This is a genomic window from Mycobacterium montefiorense (assembly GCF_025823255.1).
Classification (GTDB): Bacteria; Actinomycetota; Actinomycetes; order Mycobacteriales; family Mycobacteriaceae; genus Mycobacterium; species Mycobacterium montefiorense.
In genome coordinates this window covers 100,923-116,052 of the sequence record NZ_JACKVL010000015.1, presented here as the reverse complement: position 1 = coordinate 116,052, position 15,130 = coordinate 100,923, and the positions used below count along the sequence as shown (strand labels likewise).

The following is a 15,130-nucleotide window of genomic DNA, read 5'->3' as shown; positions in this document are numbered from 1 at the left end:
ATTCAGGAATTACCGATGCTCGACCAACCAACCACCCGGTAGGTTAGCGGGTACCGCCGGTGTCACGTCAAGGATGCCCGCCTCGGCGCTGGTGTCATAGCCGCGCAGGCCGCACGCCCCGTTTTGGCCACCAGCAGGTCACCGACTATTCTTGAGAGCAATCGTCGCCGTCGGCCGTACTGGTCATTCCGTGCGACGCACGACCGCAAACCCCACACCGAGGAGTAAGGCCCGACCATGGCCACACCCAAGCGCAGGATGTCGCGCTCGAACACCCGTAGCCGCCGCTCGCAGTGGAAGGCCGAAAAGACCGAGCTCGTCGGTGTGACGGTCGCCGGCCAGAAGCACAAGGTGCCGCGTCGACTGCTCAAGGCTGCTCGCCTGGGCCTCATTGATCTCGACCGACGCTAATCTCGGCAAATACCCGGCGCGCCTCTCAGCCCGCTCTCAGGCCCTAGGACGAAACTAGTGGCCGTGCGCATTCTTGTCGTCGATGACGATCGCGCGGTCCGCGAGTCGTTGCGCAGGTCGCTTTCCTTCAACGGATATTCCGTCGAGTTGGCCCATGACGGGGTGGAAGCGCTGGAGATCATCTCCAGCGACCGGCCCGACGCGGTCGTGCTTGACGTGATGATGCCGCGCCTGGATGGGCTTGAGGTCTGCCGCCACCTCCGCAGCACCGGCGACGATCTGCCGATCCTGGTGCTCACCGCCCGCGATTCGGTGTCCGAGCGGGTCGCCGGCCTGGACGCCGGCGCGGACGACTACCTGCCCAAGCCGTTCGCTCTGGAGGAACTGCTGGCCCGGATGCGGGCGCTGCTGCGCCGCACCAAGCCCGACGACGACGCCGAGTCGGTCACGATGACGTTCTCCGATCTGGCCCTGGACCCGATGACCCGTGAAGTCACCCGTGGACAGCGCCGGATCAGCCTGACCCGCACCGAGTTCGCGCTGCTGGAGATGTTGATCGCCAATCCGCGCCGGGTGCTCACCCGCAGCCGCATCCTCGAGGAGGTGTGGGGCTTCGACTTTCCCACCTCGGGCAATGCGCTGGAGGTCTACGTCGGTTACCTGCGCCGCAAAACCGAAGCTGACGGTGAGCCGCGGCTGATCCACACGGTGCGCGGCGTGGGCTACGTCCTTCGGGAGACACCGCCCTGATGATTCGGTACCAACGACGTCGGCGCGCACCGCTGCGAGCCCCCAGTTCGTTGTCGCTGCGGTGGCGGGTGATGTTGCTGGCGATGTCGATGGTGGCCATGGTCGTGGTGCTGATGGCGTTCGCCGTGTACGCGGTTGTCGCGGCTGCGCTCTACAGCGACATCGACAACCAGCTGGACAGTCGAGCACAGCTGCTGATCGCCAGTGGTTCGCTGGCCGCCGACCCGGCAAAGGCCATCGAGGGCACGGCGTACTCAGACGTCAACGCGATGCTGGTGAACCCCGGCCACTCGATCTACACCGCGCAACAGCCCGGGCAGACGTTGCCGGTCGATTCCCCGGAGAAGGCGGTCATTCGAGGCGACTTGTTCATGTCCCGTCGCACTGCTTCCGACCAGCGAATCCTGGCCATCCACATGCCCAACGGCTGTTCGCTGCTGATCTCCAAGAGCCTCAAGCCCACCGAAGCGGTGATGACCAAACTGCGCTGGGTGCTGCTGATCGTCGGCGGCATCGGTGTCGCGGTTGCCGCCGTGGCCGGCGGGATGGTCACTCGGGCCGGGTTGCGTCCGGTCGCCCGCCTGACCGAAGCGGCCGAGCGGGTGGCTCGTACCGACGACCTGCGGCCCATTCCGGTCTTCGGCAGCGACGAATTAGCAAGGCTCACTGAGGCATTCAACCTGATGCTGCGGGCGCTGGCCGAGTCCCGGGAACGGCAGACACGGCTGGTCACCGACGCTGGCCACGAATTGCGTACCCCGCTGACGTCGCTGCGGACCAACGTCGAACTGCTGATGGCGTCGATGGAACCCGGCGCCCCGCGGCTACCCGAACAGGAGATGGTCGACCTGCGCACCGACGTGCTGGCGCAGATCGAAGAATTGTCCACTCTGGTAGGCGATCTGGTGGACCTCACCCGAGACGATGCCGGCCAGGTGGTACACGAGCCGGTCGACATGTCCGAGGTCATCGATCGGAGTCTGGAGCGAGTCAGGCGGCGCCGCAACGACATTCACTTCGATGTCGACGTGATTCCCTGGCAGGTCTACGGCGATAACGCCGGCCTGTCGCGCGCGGCGCTGAACCTGATGGACAACGCGGCCAAGTGGAGCCCGCCGGGCGCCCACGTCGGTGTCCGGATGCGCCAGCTCGACCCGTCGCATGCCGAGCTGGTGGTCTCCGACTTCGGCCCCGGGATCCCACCGCACGAGCGGCGGCTGGTGTTCGAACGCTTCTACCGGTCGACGACGGCGCGGGCCCTGCCGGGTTCGGGACTGGGGTTGGCCATCGTCAAGCAGGTGGTGCTCAACCACGGCGGACTGCTGCGCGTCGAGGACACTGTTTCGGACGGTCATCCTCCGGGAACGTCGATTTACGTGCTGCTACCTGGCCGGCCATTGCCGGTTTCGGCGTATCCGACGGCCGGGACCGACTGTGAGGTTGGCGCGAACGGCGCCGCCAAGACCGACCCCGCCGTACCCACGGATGGCGATGCACGCAACTCTCGGGGTACGACGAGCGTTATCTCAGTGGACTCTCAGTCCGCGCGCGCAAGGTAGATGCAGTTAGTGTTGGAAATCGAGCCAAGTCGAGCTCGATAGCACCCCGAATTAGAGGAAGAGCGACTTAGCGACATGACGAATGACCCGAGGTATTCGCCACCGCCGCAGCAGCCGGGATACCGCGCGCCTAACCAGCCCGTACCGCCCGCGTATGCCCAAGGGCAGCAACCGTACGGCCAGCCGTTCGACTGGCGGTACCAACAGAGCCAGCAGCCGCCGCCGTCGCAATACCGCCGGCCCTACGAGCCGTTCGGCGACACCGGGTCGGGTTCGATTCCCGGCAGTACCGGACCGGGCCGGATCCCCGGCGGTACCGGCGCGGGTCCGATACCGGGCGGCACCGGAGTGGGGCCGATTCCGGGAGGAACCGGGACGGGTCCGATGCCCGGCATGTTGCCGCCGATGGGGCCCCCGCGCCGGCCGGAGAAGCGTTCCCGTGCCGGTCTGCTGACGGCAGGCGCGCTGGCGATCGCGGTGGTGTCGGCCGGTATCGGTGGCGCCGCGGCAACAGTCGTCGAACTGGGTACGCACTCCACGGTCACCGGCGGCGGTGGTGGCCCCTCGGGAGCCACGCCAGGCGTTCCGGCGGCCAACATGCCGCCCGGCAGCGTCGAGCAAATCGCCGCGAAGGTGGTGCCAAGCGTCGTGATGCTCGAGACCGATATCGGGCGTGCGTCAGAGGAGGGCTCCGGCGTCATCTTGTCGTCCGACGGGCTGATTCTGACCAACAACCACGTCATCGCGGCGGCCGCGACCCCTCCGAAGGCACCGAGTGGACCCGGAGGAGCAAACGGACCGACGCCCGGCGCGCCGCCGCCGCCTGGTGGCCCGGGTAGTCCGACACCGAAGACGACCGTGACATTCTCCGACGGTCGCACCGCACCATTCACGGTGGTCGGTGCCGATCCCACGAGTGACATAGCCGTGATCCGCGCGTCGGGTGTTTCGGGACTGACGCCCATCGCCTTGGGCTCCTCGTCGGATGTGCGGGTCGGCCAGCCGGTGCTGGCAATCGGTTCGCCGCTGGGCTTGTCCGGCACGGTCACCACAGGAATCATCAGCGCCTTGAACCGGCCGGTGTCGACGACCGGTGAGTCCGGTAACCAGAACACGGTGCTGGACGCGATTCAGACCGATGCCGCGATCAACCCGGGTAACTCCGGCGGGGCGTTGGTCAACATGAATGGCCAGCTGGTCGGCATCAATTCCGCGATCGCCACTCTGGGTGGCGATTCGCCCGACGCCCAGAGCGGTTCGATCGGGCTTGGCTTCGCGATCCCGGTCGACCAGGCCAAGCGCATCGCGGACGAGTTGATCAGCACCGGTAAGGCGTCGCATGCGTCGCTGGGTGTACAGGTGACCAGTGACAAGGGCACGCCAGGCGCCAAGGTCGTCGACGTCGTGACCGGGGGTGCGGCCGCAAACGCGGGAGTGCCCAAGAACGTGGTCGTCACCAAGGTCGACGATCGTCCGATCAGCAGTGCCGACGCCCTGGTTGCCGCGGTGCGGTCCAAGGCGCCAGGCGACAAGGTGTCGCTGACCTTCCAAGATCCCGGCGGCGGCAGCCGAACGGTGCAGGTCACCCTGGGCAAGGCGGATCAGTGATGAGAGTCGATGAGCCGATCTCCGAGCTCGGATATACGGTTGCACCCATGGAAACGGGTGCTGAGTTGGTAGTCGGCCGGGCTCTGGTTGTGGTCGTCGACGATCGCACCGCGCACGGGGATGAAGAAGATCACAGTGGGCCGCTGGTCACCGAGCTGCTGACCGAGGCGGGATTCGTGGTTGACGGTGTGGTGGCCGTTTCGGCCGACGAGGTCGAGATCCGCAACGCGCTGAACACCGCGGTGATCGGTGGGGTCGATCTGGTGGTCTCCGTCGGTGGGACCGGAGTGACCCCGCGCGACGTCACCCCGGAGGCGACCCGCGAGATTCTTGACCGGGAAATCCTTGGCATCGCCGAAGCCGTGCGCGGGTCTGCGCTGTCCGCGGGCATCATCGACGCCGGCTTGTCCCGCGGTCTGGCGGGCGTGTCCGGAAGTACGTTGGTGGTCAATCTCGCCGGTTCCCGTTACGCGGTGCGCGACGGTATGGCGACGCTGAATCCACTCGCCGCACAGATCATCGGGCAGTTATCTAGCCTTGAGATCTAGAGTCGCTCGGCGGGAGTTCCCGCCCCGCTTCAGCCGCGGAATTTCACTGCGATTCGGTGTCCGCGCGGGGCCCGTGCTCGGGCGGCGGCGTCGTGCTGACCCCGCCGTGCTTGCCCGACGAGAGCTCTCCATTGGTCTTGCCGAGCAGGTCGCGGATCTCGGTCAGCAACACGATCTGGGCGTCATCGGCCTGCTCGACCTCGCCGCGCTTGCGCAGTGTGTTGTAAGGCAGCACGACCAGGAAGTACACCACCGCGGCGACCAGGACGAAGTTGATAGCGGCCGACAGCAGCACGTTCAGGTCGATGGTCTGTCCGCCTCCGATGCCGATCTTCAGGGCGCCGACGTCGGACTGCTGGTTGACGCCGATCCGATTGATCAACGGCGTGATGATGCTGTCGGTGAACTTGGTGACCAGCGCGGTGAACGCCGTACCGATGACCACCGCGACGGACAGGTCGACGATATTGCCTCGCGCGAGAAACTCTTTGAACCCCTTGAGCATTCGGACGTCCTTTCTGGGCTGGACACAGTTTGCTGCGGGTTGTGTGGCGAGCGGCGGCCAGGCACTCAGTGCAGGGTGAGGGTCACGGCCTGCCCCAGGACCGAGCCTGCCACCATGTTCGCCACGCGAGCCGGCAGCGCAACTAACACTACGCGGTCAGCGTCCGCGGCCTGGACTTTCTGCTTGGGCGACACGAGCACGACGACGGCATCGGTTGCCACCACCGAGCTGGCCGGCTGGGTGCCCGGGTGCGAATCCGCGGTTGGGGCGGCCAGCACGTCGACGACATCGCCGGCGCGAACGAGATCGATCAGCGCGCTGTCGGCCAGACGTAGCGGCACGATGCGGGCGCCGGCCCCGGCCTTCGATGCGATTGCGGCCTCGGCCAGTCGGCTGCCCAGCAGCCGGACGTCGGTAAGCACCTCGCCGCGGCGCGTCGGGCCGGCCAGCATCGAACCGATCACGGCACCCGGGTCGGCTTGTGACCCGTCGGGAACTGTTGTCGCTAAACGTTTTTCGACTCGAAGGTCGTCGGGCGTCAGGGCTGTGCCGGGAGGGATGTCGTGTGTGGCCACCACGACGTCGACGCGATCACCGCCGGGATTTGAGCGCACCGCCGCGATGCCGGCCAGCACGACGAGCCCGCCCGCGGCCACCCGGCGGGCCAGCACGGTGCGGGTCCAGTCCGGGCGCAGCGTTGCCGATATCCGCTGCAACAGTGCTGGATTCAGTGACGGTTCCCCCACGCCGCCACGGTAAGCGCAGCGGGCCTCGGATAGTTCCCGTCATACAAGCGTGCTGTGGATAACCCGCTAGCTGGAAGCGGCCGCAATGACACCAGCGCATTGGGCGTCCGAAGATCCCGAGATCGACGTTAGCGTGCAGTTCGCTGGCGTTTCTTCGCGCCAGCGTCGATCTCGAGGAAGATTCGCGCCGCTAGCCGGAAGCGGCCGCGGCCGAGGATGCCGAACTCGTCGACTTCTCGCTGGACGTGGACTTGTCGCTGGAGCCGGATTTCTCGGTGGAGCTGGACTTGTCGCTGGCACCGGAGGTCTCGCCCGATCCCGAGCCGTTGGTGGCCGAGCCGTTGGTCGAACTCGACGATTTCTTGCCCGACTCGCGGCTGTCGGTGCGGTAGAAGCCGCTGCCTTTGAACACGACGCCGACGGAGTTGAACAGCTTGTGCAGCCGGCCCGAGCACTTCTCGCAGGTAGTCAGCGTGTCGTCGGTGAAGGCCTGCACAACGTCAAAGCGGTCGCCGCACTCCGTGCACGCGTAGCTATAGGTCGGCACTAAAAATCCTCCGTCAGATAAGTCTCGTTAGCACTCTACAGTACCCGAGTGCTAAAACAGCCATGAAATCCGTCTCATTCCCGGGCCCCATCGTCGGCTCACAGCGCCAAAACCCCGCGCTGCGGGGTGATCACGTGGGTCATCGGCACGTCGTGTGGATCGGCCGGTAATTCGTCGACGAACTCCGGGTCGCGCACCATCGCGATCAGGCGTGCTTGCGGATTTCTGCCGTCCAGCGACCGGTCGTAGAAGCCGCGGCCCCGACCCAGCCGCGTGCCCCGACGGTCGACTGCCAACGCCGGAACCACCACCATTTCGGCCTCGGCCAAAACCGACTCCGGCAGCCACGGCGCGGGCGGCTCGAGCAGACCCCAGTGCGCCCGGACGAGCTCGCCCGGCCGGTATTCGCCCCACTGCAGCCGCATCGGGGTGCCGTCGCCGGCGGTGCGCGCAACCGGCAACAGCACCCGCCGGGACCGCTCCAGCAACATGTCCAGCATCTCGACGGATCCCGGCTCGGTGCCCACTGGAACATAGGCGCAGACGGTGCTGCCGCTGATCACCGCGAGCGCCAGCTGTTCGTTGAGCATCCGCGCCTCAGCGGCGTGAACGTCGTCGGCAATGCAACGTCGAGCCGCCAGCACCCGCTCGCGCAATGCGGCCTTGCTCGACATGGTCATGCATCAACGATGACAGCACGGGTATTCGGCCTGCCATGCAGCGGCGGCAAACCCGATGAGCGCTATGGTGTGAACGATGTCACGGCCAGTTCAAGTGCAGATCCCGTATACGGCGATCGTCCCCGCAGCCGGTCTGGGCACCCGTTTTCTCCCGGCGACCAAGACGGTGCCCAAAGAGCTGCTGCCCGTGGTCGATACGCCCGGTATCGAGCTGGTCGCCGAAGAAGCGGCTGCCGCCGGTGCTGAACGGCTGGTGATCATCACCTCCGAGGGCAAGGACGGCGTCGTCGCGCACTTCGTCGAGGACCTGGTGCTCGAGGGCACGCTGGAAGCTCGCGGCAAGAAAGCCATGCTGGCCAAGGTGCGTCGCGCACCTGCGCTGATCAAGGTCGAGTCGGTGGTGCAGGCCGAGCCGCTCGGTTTGGGACACGCGATCAGCTGCGTGGAGCCGGTGATGGCGCCCGATGAAGACGCTGTGATGGTGTTGCTGCCCGACGACCTGGTGCTGCCGACCGGAGTGCTCGAGGCGATGGCCAGTGTGCGTGCCCAGTACGGCGGCACGGTGTTGTGCGCCATCGAGGTCACGCCGGAAGAGATCAGTGCCTACGGTGTTTTCGATGTCGAGCCCATCGCCGACGTCAATTCGGACGTGCTCAAAGTCAAGGGAATGGTCGAAAAGCCCAAGGTCTCCGACGCCCCGTCAATGTATGCGGCGGCGGGCCGGTATGTGCTTGACCGTGCCATCTTCGATGCGCTGCGCCGCATCGACCACGGGACCGGTGGCGAACTACAGCTCACCGATGCGATTGCGTTGCTGATCAAAGAAGGCCACCCGGTTCACGTCGTCGTGCACCGCGGATCTCGACACGACTTGGGAAATCCCGGCGGCTACCTCAAGGCTGCGGTTGACTTTGCATTGGATCGTGACGACTACGGACCGGAATTGCGGCGGTGGTTGGTGGCGCGATTGGGCCTGAACGAGCAATAGCCGGCCGGCATGCCGGGCCCGGCGAGCAACCGGGCGATCGGGCTCGGTCCGTTCACCGGGCCCGATACGGCGCCCGTCAGGGTTGACGGCAGGGAGGCGCGGCTAGTGCGTTCGGTGGAGGAGCAGCAGGCCCGGATAACGGCGGCCGCGGTAGCACCGCGCCCGATGCGTGTCGCCATCGCGGAGGCGCAGGGATTGATGTGCGCCGAAGAAGTCGTGACCGAACGGCCGCTGCCCGGCTTTGACCAGGCCGCGATCGACGGCTACGCGGTCCGCAGCGTCGACGTGCTCGGTGTCGGGGAAGTGGGCGGCGATCTTTCACTCGACGAGGCCGGCGAGCCGATGGCCGACGACGACACCCCTGGCGGGCTGGTCCTGCCGGTGATGGGGACCATTGAGGCCGGTGCGCGCACGCCCAGCCGGCTGCAGCCGCGGCAGGCCGTCCGGGTGCACACCGGGGCGCCGCTGCCCACGCTGGCCGACGCGGTGCTGCCGTTGCGCTGGACCGACGGCGGCACGTCGAAGGTGCGGATTCTGCGCGGGGCGCCCTCGGGCGCCTATGTGCGGCGCGCCGGCGACGACGTCCAACCCGGGGATGTCGCGGTGCGTTCCGGCACGATCATCGGTGCTGCTCAGGTCGGCTTGCTCGCGGCTGTCGGCCGGGAACGAGTGCTGGTGCACCCGCGTCCCCGGGTGTCGATCATGGCGGTCGGCGGCGAACTGGTCGACATCTCGCGAAGCCCGAGCAACGGGCAGGTCTACGACGTCAACTCCTATGCGCTGGCGGCCGCGGCCCGGGATGCCGGCGCGGAGGTCAACCGGATCGGCATCGTCTCCAACAACCCGAAGGAGCTGGGCGAAATCGTCCAGGGCCAGATCAATCGTGCCGAGCTGGTGGTGATTGCCGGCGGGGTCGGAGGAGCGGCGGCCGAAGCGGTGCGATTGGTGCTGTCCGAACTCGGCGAGATGGAGGTTGTCCGGGTCGCCATGCATCCGGGATCGGTGCAGGGCTTCGGGCAGCTGGGGCGCGAGGGCGTGCCGGTATTCCTGCTGCCGGCCAACCCCGTCAGCGCATTGGTGGTCTTCGAGGTGATGGTCCGGCCGCTGATCCGGCTGTCGCTGGGCAAGCGCCAGCCGATGCGCCGGATTGTGCAGGCCCGCACGCTGTCGCCGATCACATCGGTGGCCGGGCGCAAGGGCTATCTGCGCGGTCAGCTGATGCGCGACCAGGACAGCGGTGAGTATTTGGTACAGGCGCTGGGCGGAGCCCCGGGGGCGTCATCGCATCTGCTCGCGACACTGGCCGAAGCCAACTGTCTGGTGGTGGTTCCCAGCGGGGCCGAGCAGATTCGCACCGGTGAGATCGTCGACGTCGCGTTCCTGGCTCAGCGCGGCTGAGATAAACGACTGCGCACCCTGGTGAACTTTTTGCGCTCCGGCGCCCGCCATCCCGGTTGGCCCGCGGATGTGGGTCCGCTGCGGGTCGCGGCGGGCGTGGTCCGGTTGCGGGCGGTACGGATGCGCGACGGTGCCCAGTGGAGCCGTCACCGGCTGGCCGACCGTGCGCATCTCGAGCCGTGGGAGCCGACCGCCGACGGCGACTGGGCCATCCGGCACACCGTCGCGGCCTGGCCGGCGTTGTGTTCGGGACTGCGTACCGAGGCTCGCAATGGCCGGATGCTGCCGTATGTGATCGAGCTGGACGGGCAGTTCTGCGGGCAGCTGACCATCGGCAACGTCACGCACGGCGCGTTGCGGTCGGCGTGGATCGGCTACTGGGTCCCGAGCTCGGCAACCGGGGGTGGGGTGGCCACCGGGGCATTGGCGCTGGGACTCGACCATTGCTTCGGGCCGGTCATGCTGCACCGGGTGGAGGCCACCGTGCGTCCGGAGAACGTCGCGAGCCGAGCCGTGTTGGCGAAGGTCGGGTTCCGCGAGGAGGGCCTGCTGCGCCGCTACCTCGAGGTCGACCGGGCGTGGCGTGACCATCTGCTGATGGCCATCACGGCCGAAGAGGTCTACGGATCGGTGGCATCGACGCTGGTCCGCGCCGGCTACGCGCGCTGGGCCTGATTTAGCGGCCGGTGCGCCGAGGCTGCCAGCACTGGTGTCACCTCCGCCGTGAGCACGACCAAGCGGTAATCCCGACGCGCCACAACCCTCCGCTGTAGGGAAATCGCAATAAATCTGTGGCTAACGTGACATATGTGGCGTGTGATGCTTGATTGAGGCAAATTACAGGTGTGTAATTGCGCTGGTCACAGGTCTCGGCCGCGCAGGTCACTCGTGGGGGATCCCGACCAGAAGGAGTAGGTCATCATGCCAAGCATCCCGCAGTCGTTGTTGTGGATTTCGCTCGTGGTGCTCTGGCTGTTCGTGCTGGTACCGATGCTGATAAGCAAACGCGACGCTGTGCGACGCACCAGCGACGTGGCGCTGGCCACCCGGGTGCTCAACGGTGGCGCAGGTTCACGTCTGCTGCGGCGCAGCGGTCCCGCCTCGGGTCATCGCAGCGATCCGGACTGGAAGCCCGAGGAGAACTCGGGCGATGACGAGTTCGACGACACCGATCACGAGCGCCGCGACGACCGCGACGACCTCGACGACGATCACGACGCCGAGACCGAGGAGCTGCGCCCCGCGCGCCCGGTTGTGATGCGGATGCCGGTCGCCGAGTCGGCCGAGCCCGACTACCTGGACGTCGATGTGATCGAGGACTCCGGCGCCCTGCCGGTCGGAGCCAGCGCCGAGGCCACCGAGCCCCAACTCGCCCCGGTCGACGAAGACGAGCACGACGAAGACGAGGCCGTGGCCGTGGCCGACGACGATCACCTCGACGACGAGTACGAATACGTCGAGGACTCGTCTGGTTTGGAACCCGAGGCAGACGACGAGGACCCCCGGGTTCGGGAGAGGATGACGCCCGCGAGCGCACGGCGCCAGCGCCGCTTCGACACCAAGACCGCGGCTGCGGTCACCGCCCGCAAGTACGCCTTCCGCAGGAAGGTGCTGATGGTGATGGCGGTCGTCCTCGTCGGCACGGCGACCGCGGCGTTCGAGATCACCCCGACCGCCTGGTGGGTGTGCGGGGTCGCCACCGCATTCACGATGCTCTACCTGGGCTATCTGCGCCGCCAGACCAAAATCGAGGAGAAGGTCCGCCGCCGCCGCACGCAGCGGATGGCACGCGCGCGCTTTGGCGTCGAGAACACCCGCGACCGTGACTACGACGTGGTCCCGTCGCGGCTGCGCCGCCCCGGCGCGGTGGTGCTGGAGATCGACGACGAGGACCCGATCTTCGAGCACCTCGACTACGGCATGCCCCAGCACCACTACGGCTGGTCCCGGGACCTGCCCCGCGCCGCCGGCCAGTAGCGCCTGACGGCGCTGGGGCCGTCGCAGAACTGGTAGCCTGCTAGCGGTCAGGGGCTATAGCGCAGTTGGTAGCGCGTCTCGTTCGCATCGAGAAGGTCAGGGGTTCGATTCCCCTTAGCTCCACAGAGTTTGAACTGGTCAGACGACCGTATTGCCGAACCCGACGTGGCTGCGGATCAGCGGGAGCGTTGCCGCGGTGGCGAAACCGGCCGGCGCCGCACAGATCGCGGGTACGGCATTGAGCACCTGCATGGCGGTGGCCACACTCGCCGAGCGAACGTGTTCTTCCATGGTCGCAGCGCGAGTGAAGCTCGCCAGAGACAGAAGAAATGGGTCCGCGTCGACGGGTCGCCCTCGATCGTCAGCGTCCAACCGTCCTGGGGTTTGGGCCAATGGTCCGGGTACTCGCCACCGACGGTCCACAGCGTCTCGATCTCGACAAGCACCTCGCCGTTGCGCCGTCCCGACCACTTCCACCGCTGCCCCGCAGTCGTTCCCGCGCGCAGCAGATGGTCGAAGATCTGATGATCGTCTCGCGCGGGAACGGCCTCCACGGTTGCGGTGACCTCGTCGATGTCGGCGTGGAGCGCGTCCGCGAGAAACCAGACCTGTTCGGTGAAGATCCCGCTGTTGAAGGCCAAGAAGCCGCTGGCTTCCGGGTTGATGTCCTCGATAGGTTGGCCAAATCGCATGTTGTCGAACGTGATCGACGTGCTTTCGTAGACCGACCAGTCGGCGCGTTCCTGCAGAGTGATTTTGTCGATGGTGCGGCTCATTCCCGAAAGCGCCAGTGGCAGTGCACCGGAGAGGTTCCCGGGATTCAAGCCACTGCCATGGACCGTGGTACCTCCGGTGCGACAAGCCTCCAGCACCCGATGGCGATCCGCGGGTGCGATGCGACGTGGATGGAACAGGAATGCCGTTGTCGCGACGTTTTTCCCGCTGGCAAGCAGGGTGCAGACCTCGTCGAGGTCTGTGTTGCGCGGGGTGTAGAGCACGCAGTCCGCGTCGAGCTCCATGATCTTGTCGACGTCGGTGGTCGAGGTGACGCCGATCGGGTGGCGACCAACCAGGGTGCCGACGTCGACGCCATTCTTCGTGTCGGAATACACCCGAGCGCCGACGATCTCGAGGTCGGTCCGGTGGTCGATGATGGACGTGAGCATCTCGCTACCTACCGTGCCGGTACCCCACGCGATGACGCGCAACGGTGGCAGATCGCCATCTTTCGTCACGGCTTCCTCCTGACGCGGACTGCTGAGTCGTCCTACATTGTGACCCATCGCCGTGATAAGGGCGGTCGCGTGAACACATCGGATCGTCGGGTCCGCGCCAAAGCCAAAGAGGCACTTGCTAGCTGATGCGCCTGTCGTGGCCGACCCAAAACGGCTCGCGCAGGCGCGCTTTCTGGATCTTGCCGGTAGCCGTCAAGGGCATCGCGTCGATCACTTCGACGCTGGTGGGGCACTTGAAGCCGGCCAGGCGCGTGTGGGCGAATGCGATCAGATCGCTCGCCTCGACCAGGCGACCCGGCCGGACCGTGATGATCGCCTTCACCGTTTCACCCCACCGCTGGCTAGGTACCCCGATCACCGCGACGGCCTCGATTCCGTCGAATTCTGAAAGGACGTTCTCGACCTCGCCCGGATAGATATTCTCGCCGCCGGCGATGATGAGATCGTTTGCCCGGTCGACGAGGAACAGCCGGCCCTCGGCGTCTTGGTACCCGAGATCTCCTGTGCGCAGCCAACCTTCGGCAGTCAGTGTCTTCTCGGTTTCCTCGGGCCGCTTCCAGTAGCCCACGAAATTTTGGTCGGAACGTGTCCAAATCTCGCCGATGTCGCCGTCGGCGACGTCCGCTCCGCTTCTCGGCGAGACCACCCGTACCTCCACCCAAGGGTAGGGACGGCCTGCAGATCGCAGTAAGTGTGCCCGTTCGCCGGTGGCGTGGTGCTCCTCGGCGGGCAACTCCGCAAACGAGCCGGTGGCCTCGGTGAGGCCGTAGATCTGAATGAAATCGCAGTCCAACAACCGCATCGCCTGACGCAGTGCGCTCGGGCTGATCGGTGCCCCTGCATAAACCATCCGCTTGAGGGGCAGGCGGCGCGGATGCGCTTCGAGGCTCTGGCATAGGGCAGCGAGCATGGCGAGAACGCAGAACGCCGCCGCGATGGATTCGTCCCGGATCGTGTCGAGCACGACGTCGGCGTTGAAGTCCCGAACGATGACGTTGCGTGCTCCCGATGCCAAACCCGCCAACGCCCAAGCCAACCCGCCCATGTGGAACAGCGGCATCATGACGAGGCTGGCGTCACCTGGGGCAAGCGGGTAGGTACCCGCGATCTCCTCGGTCAAGATCCGGAAGTTCGTGCCGTTGGCGAACATCGCGCCCTTGGGAACCCCGGTGGTACCGCTGGTGTAGAGCTGGAAGGCGATGTGCTCAGGCTCCGCTGTGAGCAGTGGATCGGTAGCGGGTCCAAGCCACGCTTGGTAGTCGCTGCCTAGTTCGACTATCCGCGCGGCCGTGTCGAGGTCCGCCGGAACCGTCACCCCCGGGTCGACAACGAGCAGACGAGCGTCGCTATCGGACAGGATCGCCGCCAGCTCTGTAGTCGCCAAACGCCAATTCAGTGGTGCGAATACTGCGTTGGCGAGACCGCAGCCGAAAAGCATCTCGAAGTAAGGCAGACCGTTCTTGCCGAGGTAGCCGACGCGACTCTGGTCCGCGGCGCCGTCGCGGGCAAGCGCCGCGGCGACCCGCCGCGAACGGTGCCCCAGCTCGCGCCAGGTGATGTTGGTCTGTTCGACGGTGATGGCGACGGCGTCAGGTGTTCGCTGTTCCCGCTCGGTCAGCAACTGTCGCAGGCTGTTCGGCATAGTGACTCACTCCTGTTCGTCAGCCCATGACCCGCCGAGAACGCCGCTCTGTCGCAGCATTCTCAGCAAGTCGTAGGAGGCGTAGAGGTGGCTTACACGATCTCCGCGGAACGTAAATACCTCGATACCGGAAAAGTCGAAAGACCTTCCGGTTCCCGGGATTCCGGGCGGATCCATCCGGCCCGTGAATGTCCCTGTCCCGGACCAAGGGAAAGCGACAACGGGATGTTCCAGGTCGAACATCCCAAAGCCAACCTGCTCGAAGATCAGGTCTGGGTAGGCGCGCCGGATGTAGCCGATGTAATCACGGATCGCCGTGGCACTGTCGACCCGCATGCCGGTCAGCCTGGTCGTCGGGCTGGACAAGACGAAATCTTCAGTGACGATCGCCCGAACGCGATCAATGTCGTCTTGATTCCATGCGTCCAGCCAGCGGTCGTAGAACCGCTGTGCCACCAAGGGATCGACAGGAAGGGCGCTGGTACTCACCCGATCGAACATAGTCCCTGAGCGGTGTTGGCAACCAAGTCGTGCAT

At 66.2% G+C, this 15,130-nt stretch carries 15 protein-coding genes, 1 tRNA gene and 1 pseudogene; 10 read left to right on the top strand and 7 right to left on the bottom strand.

What is annotated here, in order from left to right:
* Positions 1 to 237: 237 nt before the first annotated feature.
* The 5 genes from rpmF to H7K34_RS19545 all read left to right on the top strand — a co-directional run bounded on the left by rpmF (position 238) and on the right by H7K34_RS19545 (position 4,876).
* Positions 238 to 411: a 50S ribosomal protein L32 gene (rpmF, locus tag H7K34_RS19565; RefSeq protein WP_036471323.1), complete on the top strand. Its 174-nt coding sequence runs from the start codon at positions 238 to 240 to the stop codon at positions 409 to 411.
* 63 nt (positions 412 to 474) lie between these two features.
* On the top strand, positions 475 to 1,161 hold the full coding sequence (locus tag H7K34_RS19560) for a response regulator transcription factor (protein WP_108925643.1): 687 nt from the start codon (positions 475 to 477) through the stop codon (positions 1,159 to 1,161).
* Positions 1,161 to 2,720, top strand: a complete 1,560-nt coding sequence (locus H7K34_RS19555) for a HAMP domain-containing sensor histidine kinase (protein ID WP_264063739.1) — start codon at positions 1,161 to 1,163, stop codon at positions 2,718 to 2,720. The genes H7K34_RS19560 and H7K34_RS19555 overlap by 1 nt, the downstream gene beginning before the upstream one ends.
* A 75-nt stretch (positions 2,721 to 2,795) precedes the next feature.
* Positions 2,796 to 4,328: a S1C family serine protease gene (locus tag H7K34_RS19550; protein WP_264063738.1), complete on the top strand. Its 1,533-nt coding sequence runs from the start codon at positions 2,796 to 2,798 to the stop codon at positions 4,326 to 4,328.
* Positions 4,328 to 4,876 carry a MogA/MoaB family molybdenum cofactor biosynthesis protein gene (locus tag H7K34_RS19545; protein WP_108925577.1) on the top strand — a complete coding sequence of 183 codons (549 nt, stop codon included), beginning with the start codon at positions 4,328 to 4,330 and terminating at the stop codon, positions 4,874 to 4,876. Before H7K34_RS19550 ends, H7K34_RS19545 begins: the two co-directional genes overlap by 1 nt.
* 43 nt (positions 4,877 to 4,919) lie before the next feature.
* Here H7K34_RS19545 and mscL read toward each other — a convergent pair whose 3' ends face one another.
* From mscL to H7K34_RS19525, 4 genes are all read right to left on the bottom strand, one after another.
* Positions 4,920 to 5,381 carry a large-conductance mechanosensitive channel protein MscL gene (mscL, locus tag H7K34_RS19540; RefSeq protein ID WP_264063737.1) on the bottom strand — a complete coding sequence of 154 codons (462 nt, stop codon included), beginning with the start codon at positions 5,379 to 5,381 and terminating at the stop codon, positions 4,920 to 4,922.
* Between the two features lie 65 nt (positions 5,382 to 5,446).
* Positions 5,447 to 6,127 (bottom strand): SAF domain-containing protein, encoded by a 681-nt coding sequence (locus H7K34_RS19535; protein WP_264063736.1) that lies wholly within the window; start codon positions 6,125 to 6,127, stop codon positions 5,447 to 5,449.
* A 190-nt stretch (positions 6,128 to 6,317) separates the two neighbouring features.
* On the bottom strand, positions 6,318 to 6,674 hold the full coding sequence (locus H7K34_RS19530; protein WP_264063735.1) for an FmdB family zinc ribbon protein: 357 nt from the start codon (positions 6,672 to 6,674) through the stop codon (positions 6,318 to 6,320).
* Positions 6,675 to 6,772: 98 nt separating this feature from the next.
* A complete protein-coding gene (locus tag H7K34_RS19525) occupies positions 6,773 to 7,354 on the bottom strand; it encodes a 5-formyltetrahydrofolate cyclo-ligase (protein WP_264063734.1) in 582 nt (193 codons plus the stop codon).
* Positions 7,355 to 7,430: 76 nt separating this feature from the next.
* On the opposite strand from H7K34_RS19525, the gene H7K34_RS19520 reads away from it, so the two are divergent.
* From H7K34_RS19520 to H7K34_RS19500, 5 genes are all read left to right on the top strand, one after another.
* Complete coding sequence (locus H7K34_RS19520) at positions 7,431 to 8,342, top strand: UTP--glucose-1-phosphate uridylyltransferase (RefSeq protein WP_264063733.1); 912 nt, start codon at positions 7,431 to 7,433, stop codon at positions 8,340 to 8,342.
* Positions 8,343 to 8,447: 105 nt separating this feature from the next.
* A complete protein-coding gene (glp, locus tag H7K34_RS19515; protein WP_108925644.1) occupies positions 8,448 to 9,740 on the top strand; it encodes a molybdotransferase-like divisome protein Glp in 1,293 nt (430 codons plus the stop codon).
* Between the two features lie 21 nt (positions 9,741 to 9,761).
* Positions 9,762 to 10,415 carry a GNAT family N-acetyltransferase gene (locus H7K34_RS19510; RefSeq protein ID WP_201263579.1) on the top strand — a complete coding sequence of 218 codons (654 nt, stop codon included), beginning with the start codon at positions 9,762 to 9,764 and terminating at the stop codon, positions 10,413 to 10,415.
* A 246-nt stretch (positions 10,416 to 10,661) separates the two neighbouring features.
* On the top strand, positions 10,662 to 11,717 hold the full coding sequence (gene sepX, locus H7K34_RS19505; RefSeq protein WP_264063732.1) for a divisome protein SepX/GlpR: 1,056 nt from the start codon (positions 10,662 to 10,664) through the stop codon (positions 11,715 to 11,717).
* A gap of 50 nt (positions 11,718 to 11,767) precedes the next feature.
* Positions 11,768 to 11,840, top strand: a tRNA-Ala gene (locus tag H7K34_RS19500).
* 15 nt (positions 11,841 to 11,855) lie between these two features.
* Here the strand turns inward: H7K34_RS19500 and H7K34_RS19495 are convergent.
* The 3 genes and pseudogenes from H7K34_RS19495 to H7K34_RS19485 form a co-directional block, all read right to left on the bottom strand.
* A pseudogene (locus H7K34_RS19495) lies at positions 11,856 to 12,883 on the bottom strand (dihydrodipicolinate reductase).
* A 187-nt stretch (positions 12,884 to 13,070) separates the two neighbouring features.
* The gene (locus H7K34_RS19490) at positions 13,071 to 14,594 is read right to left on the bottom strand and encodes an AMP-binding protein (RefSeq protein WP_264063731.1); all 1,524 of its coding nucleotides are present in this window, start codon (positions 14,592 to 14,594) and stop codon (positions 13,071 to 13,073) included.
* Positions 14,595 to 14,600: 6 nt separating this feature from the next.
* Positions 14,601 to 15,083, bottom strand: a complete 483-nt coding sequence (locus H7K34_RS19485) for an ester cyclase (protein WP_264063730.1) — start codon at positions 15,081 to 15,083, stop codon at positions 14,601 to 14,603.
* Between the last annotated feature and the right edge of the window lie 47 nt (positions 15,084 to 15,130).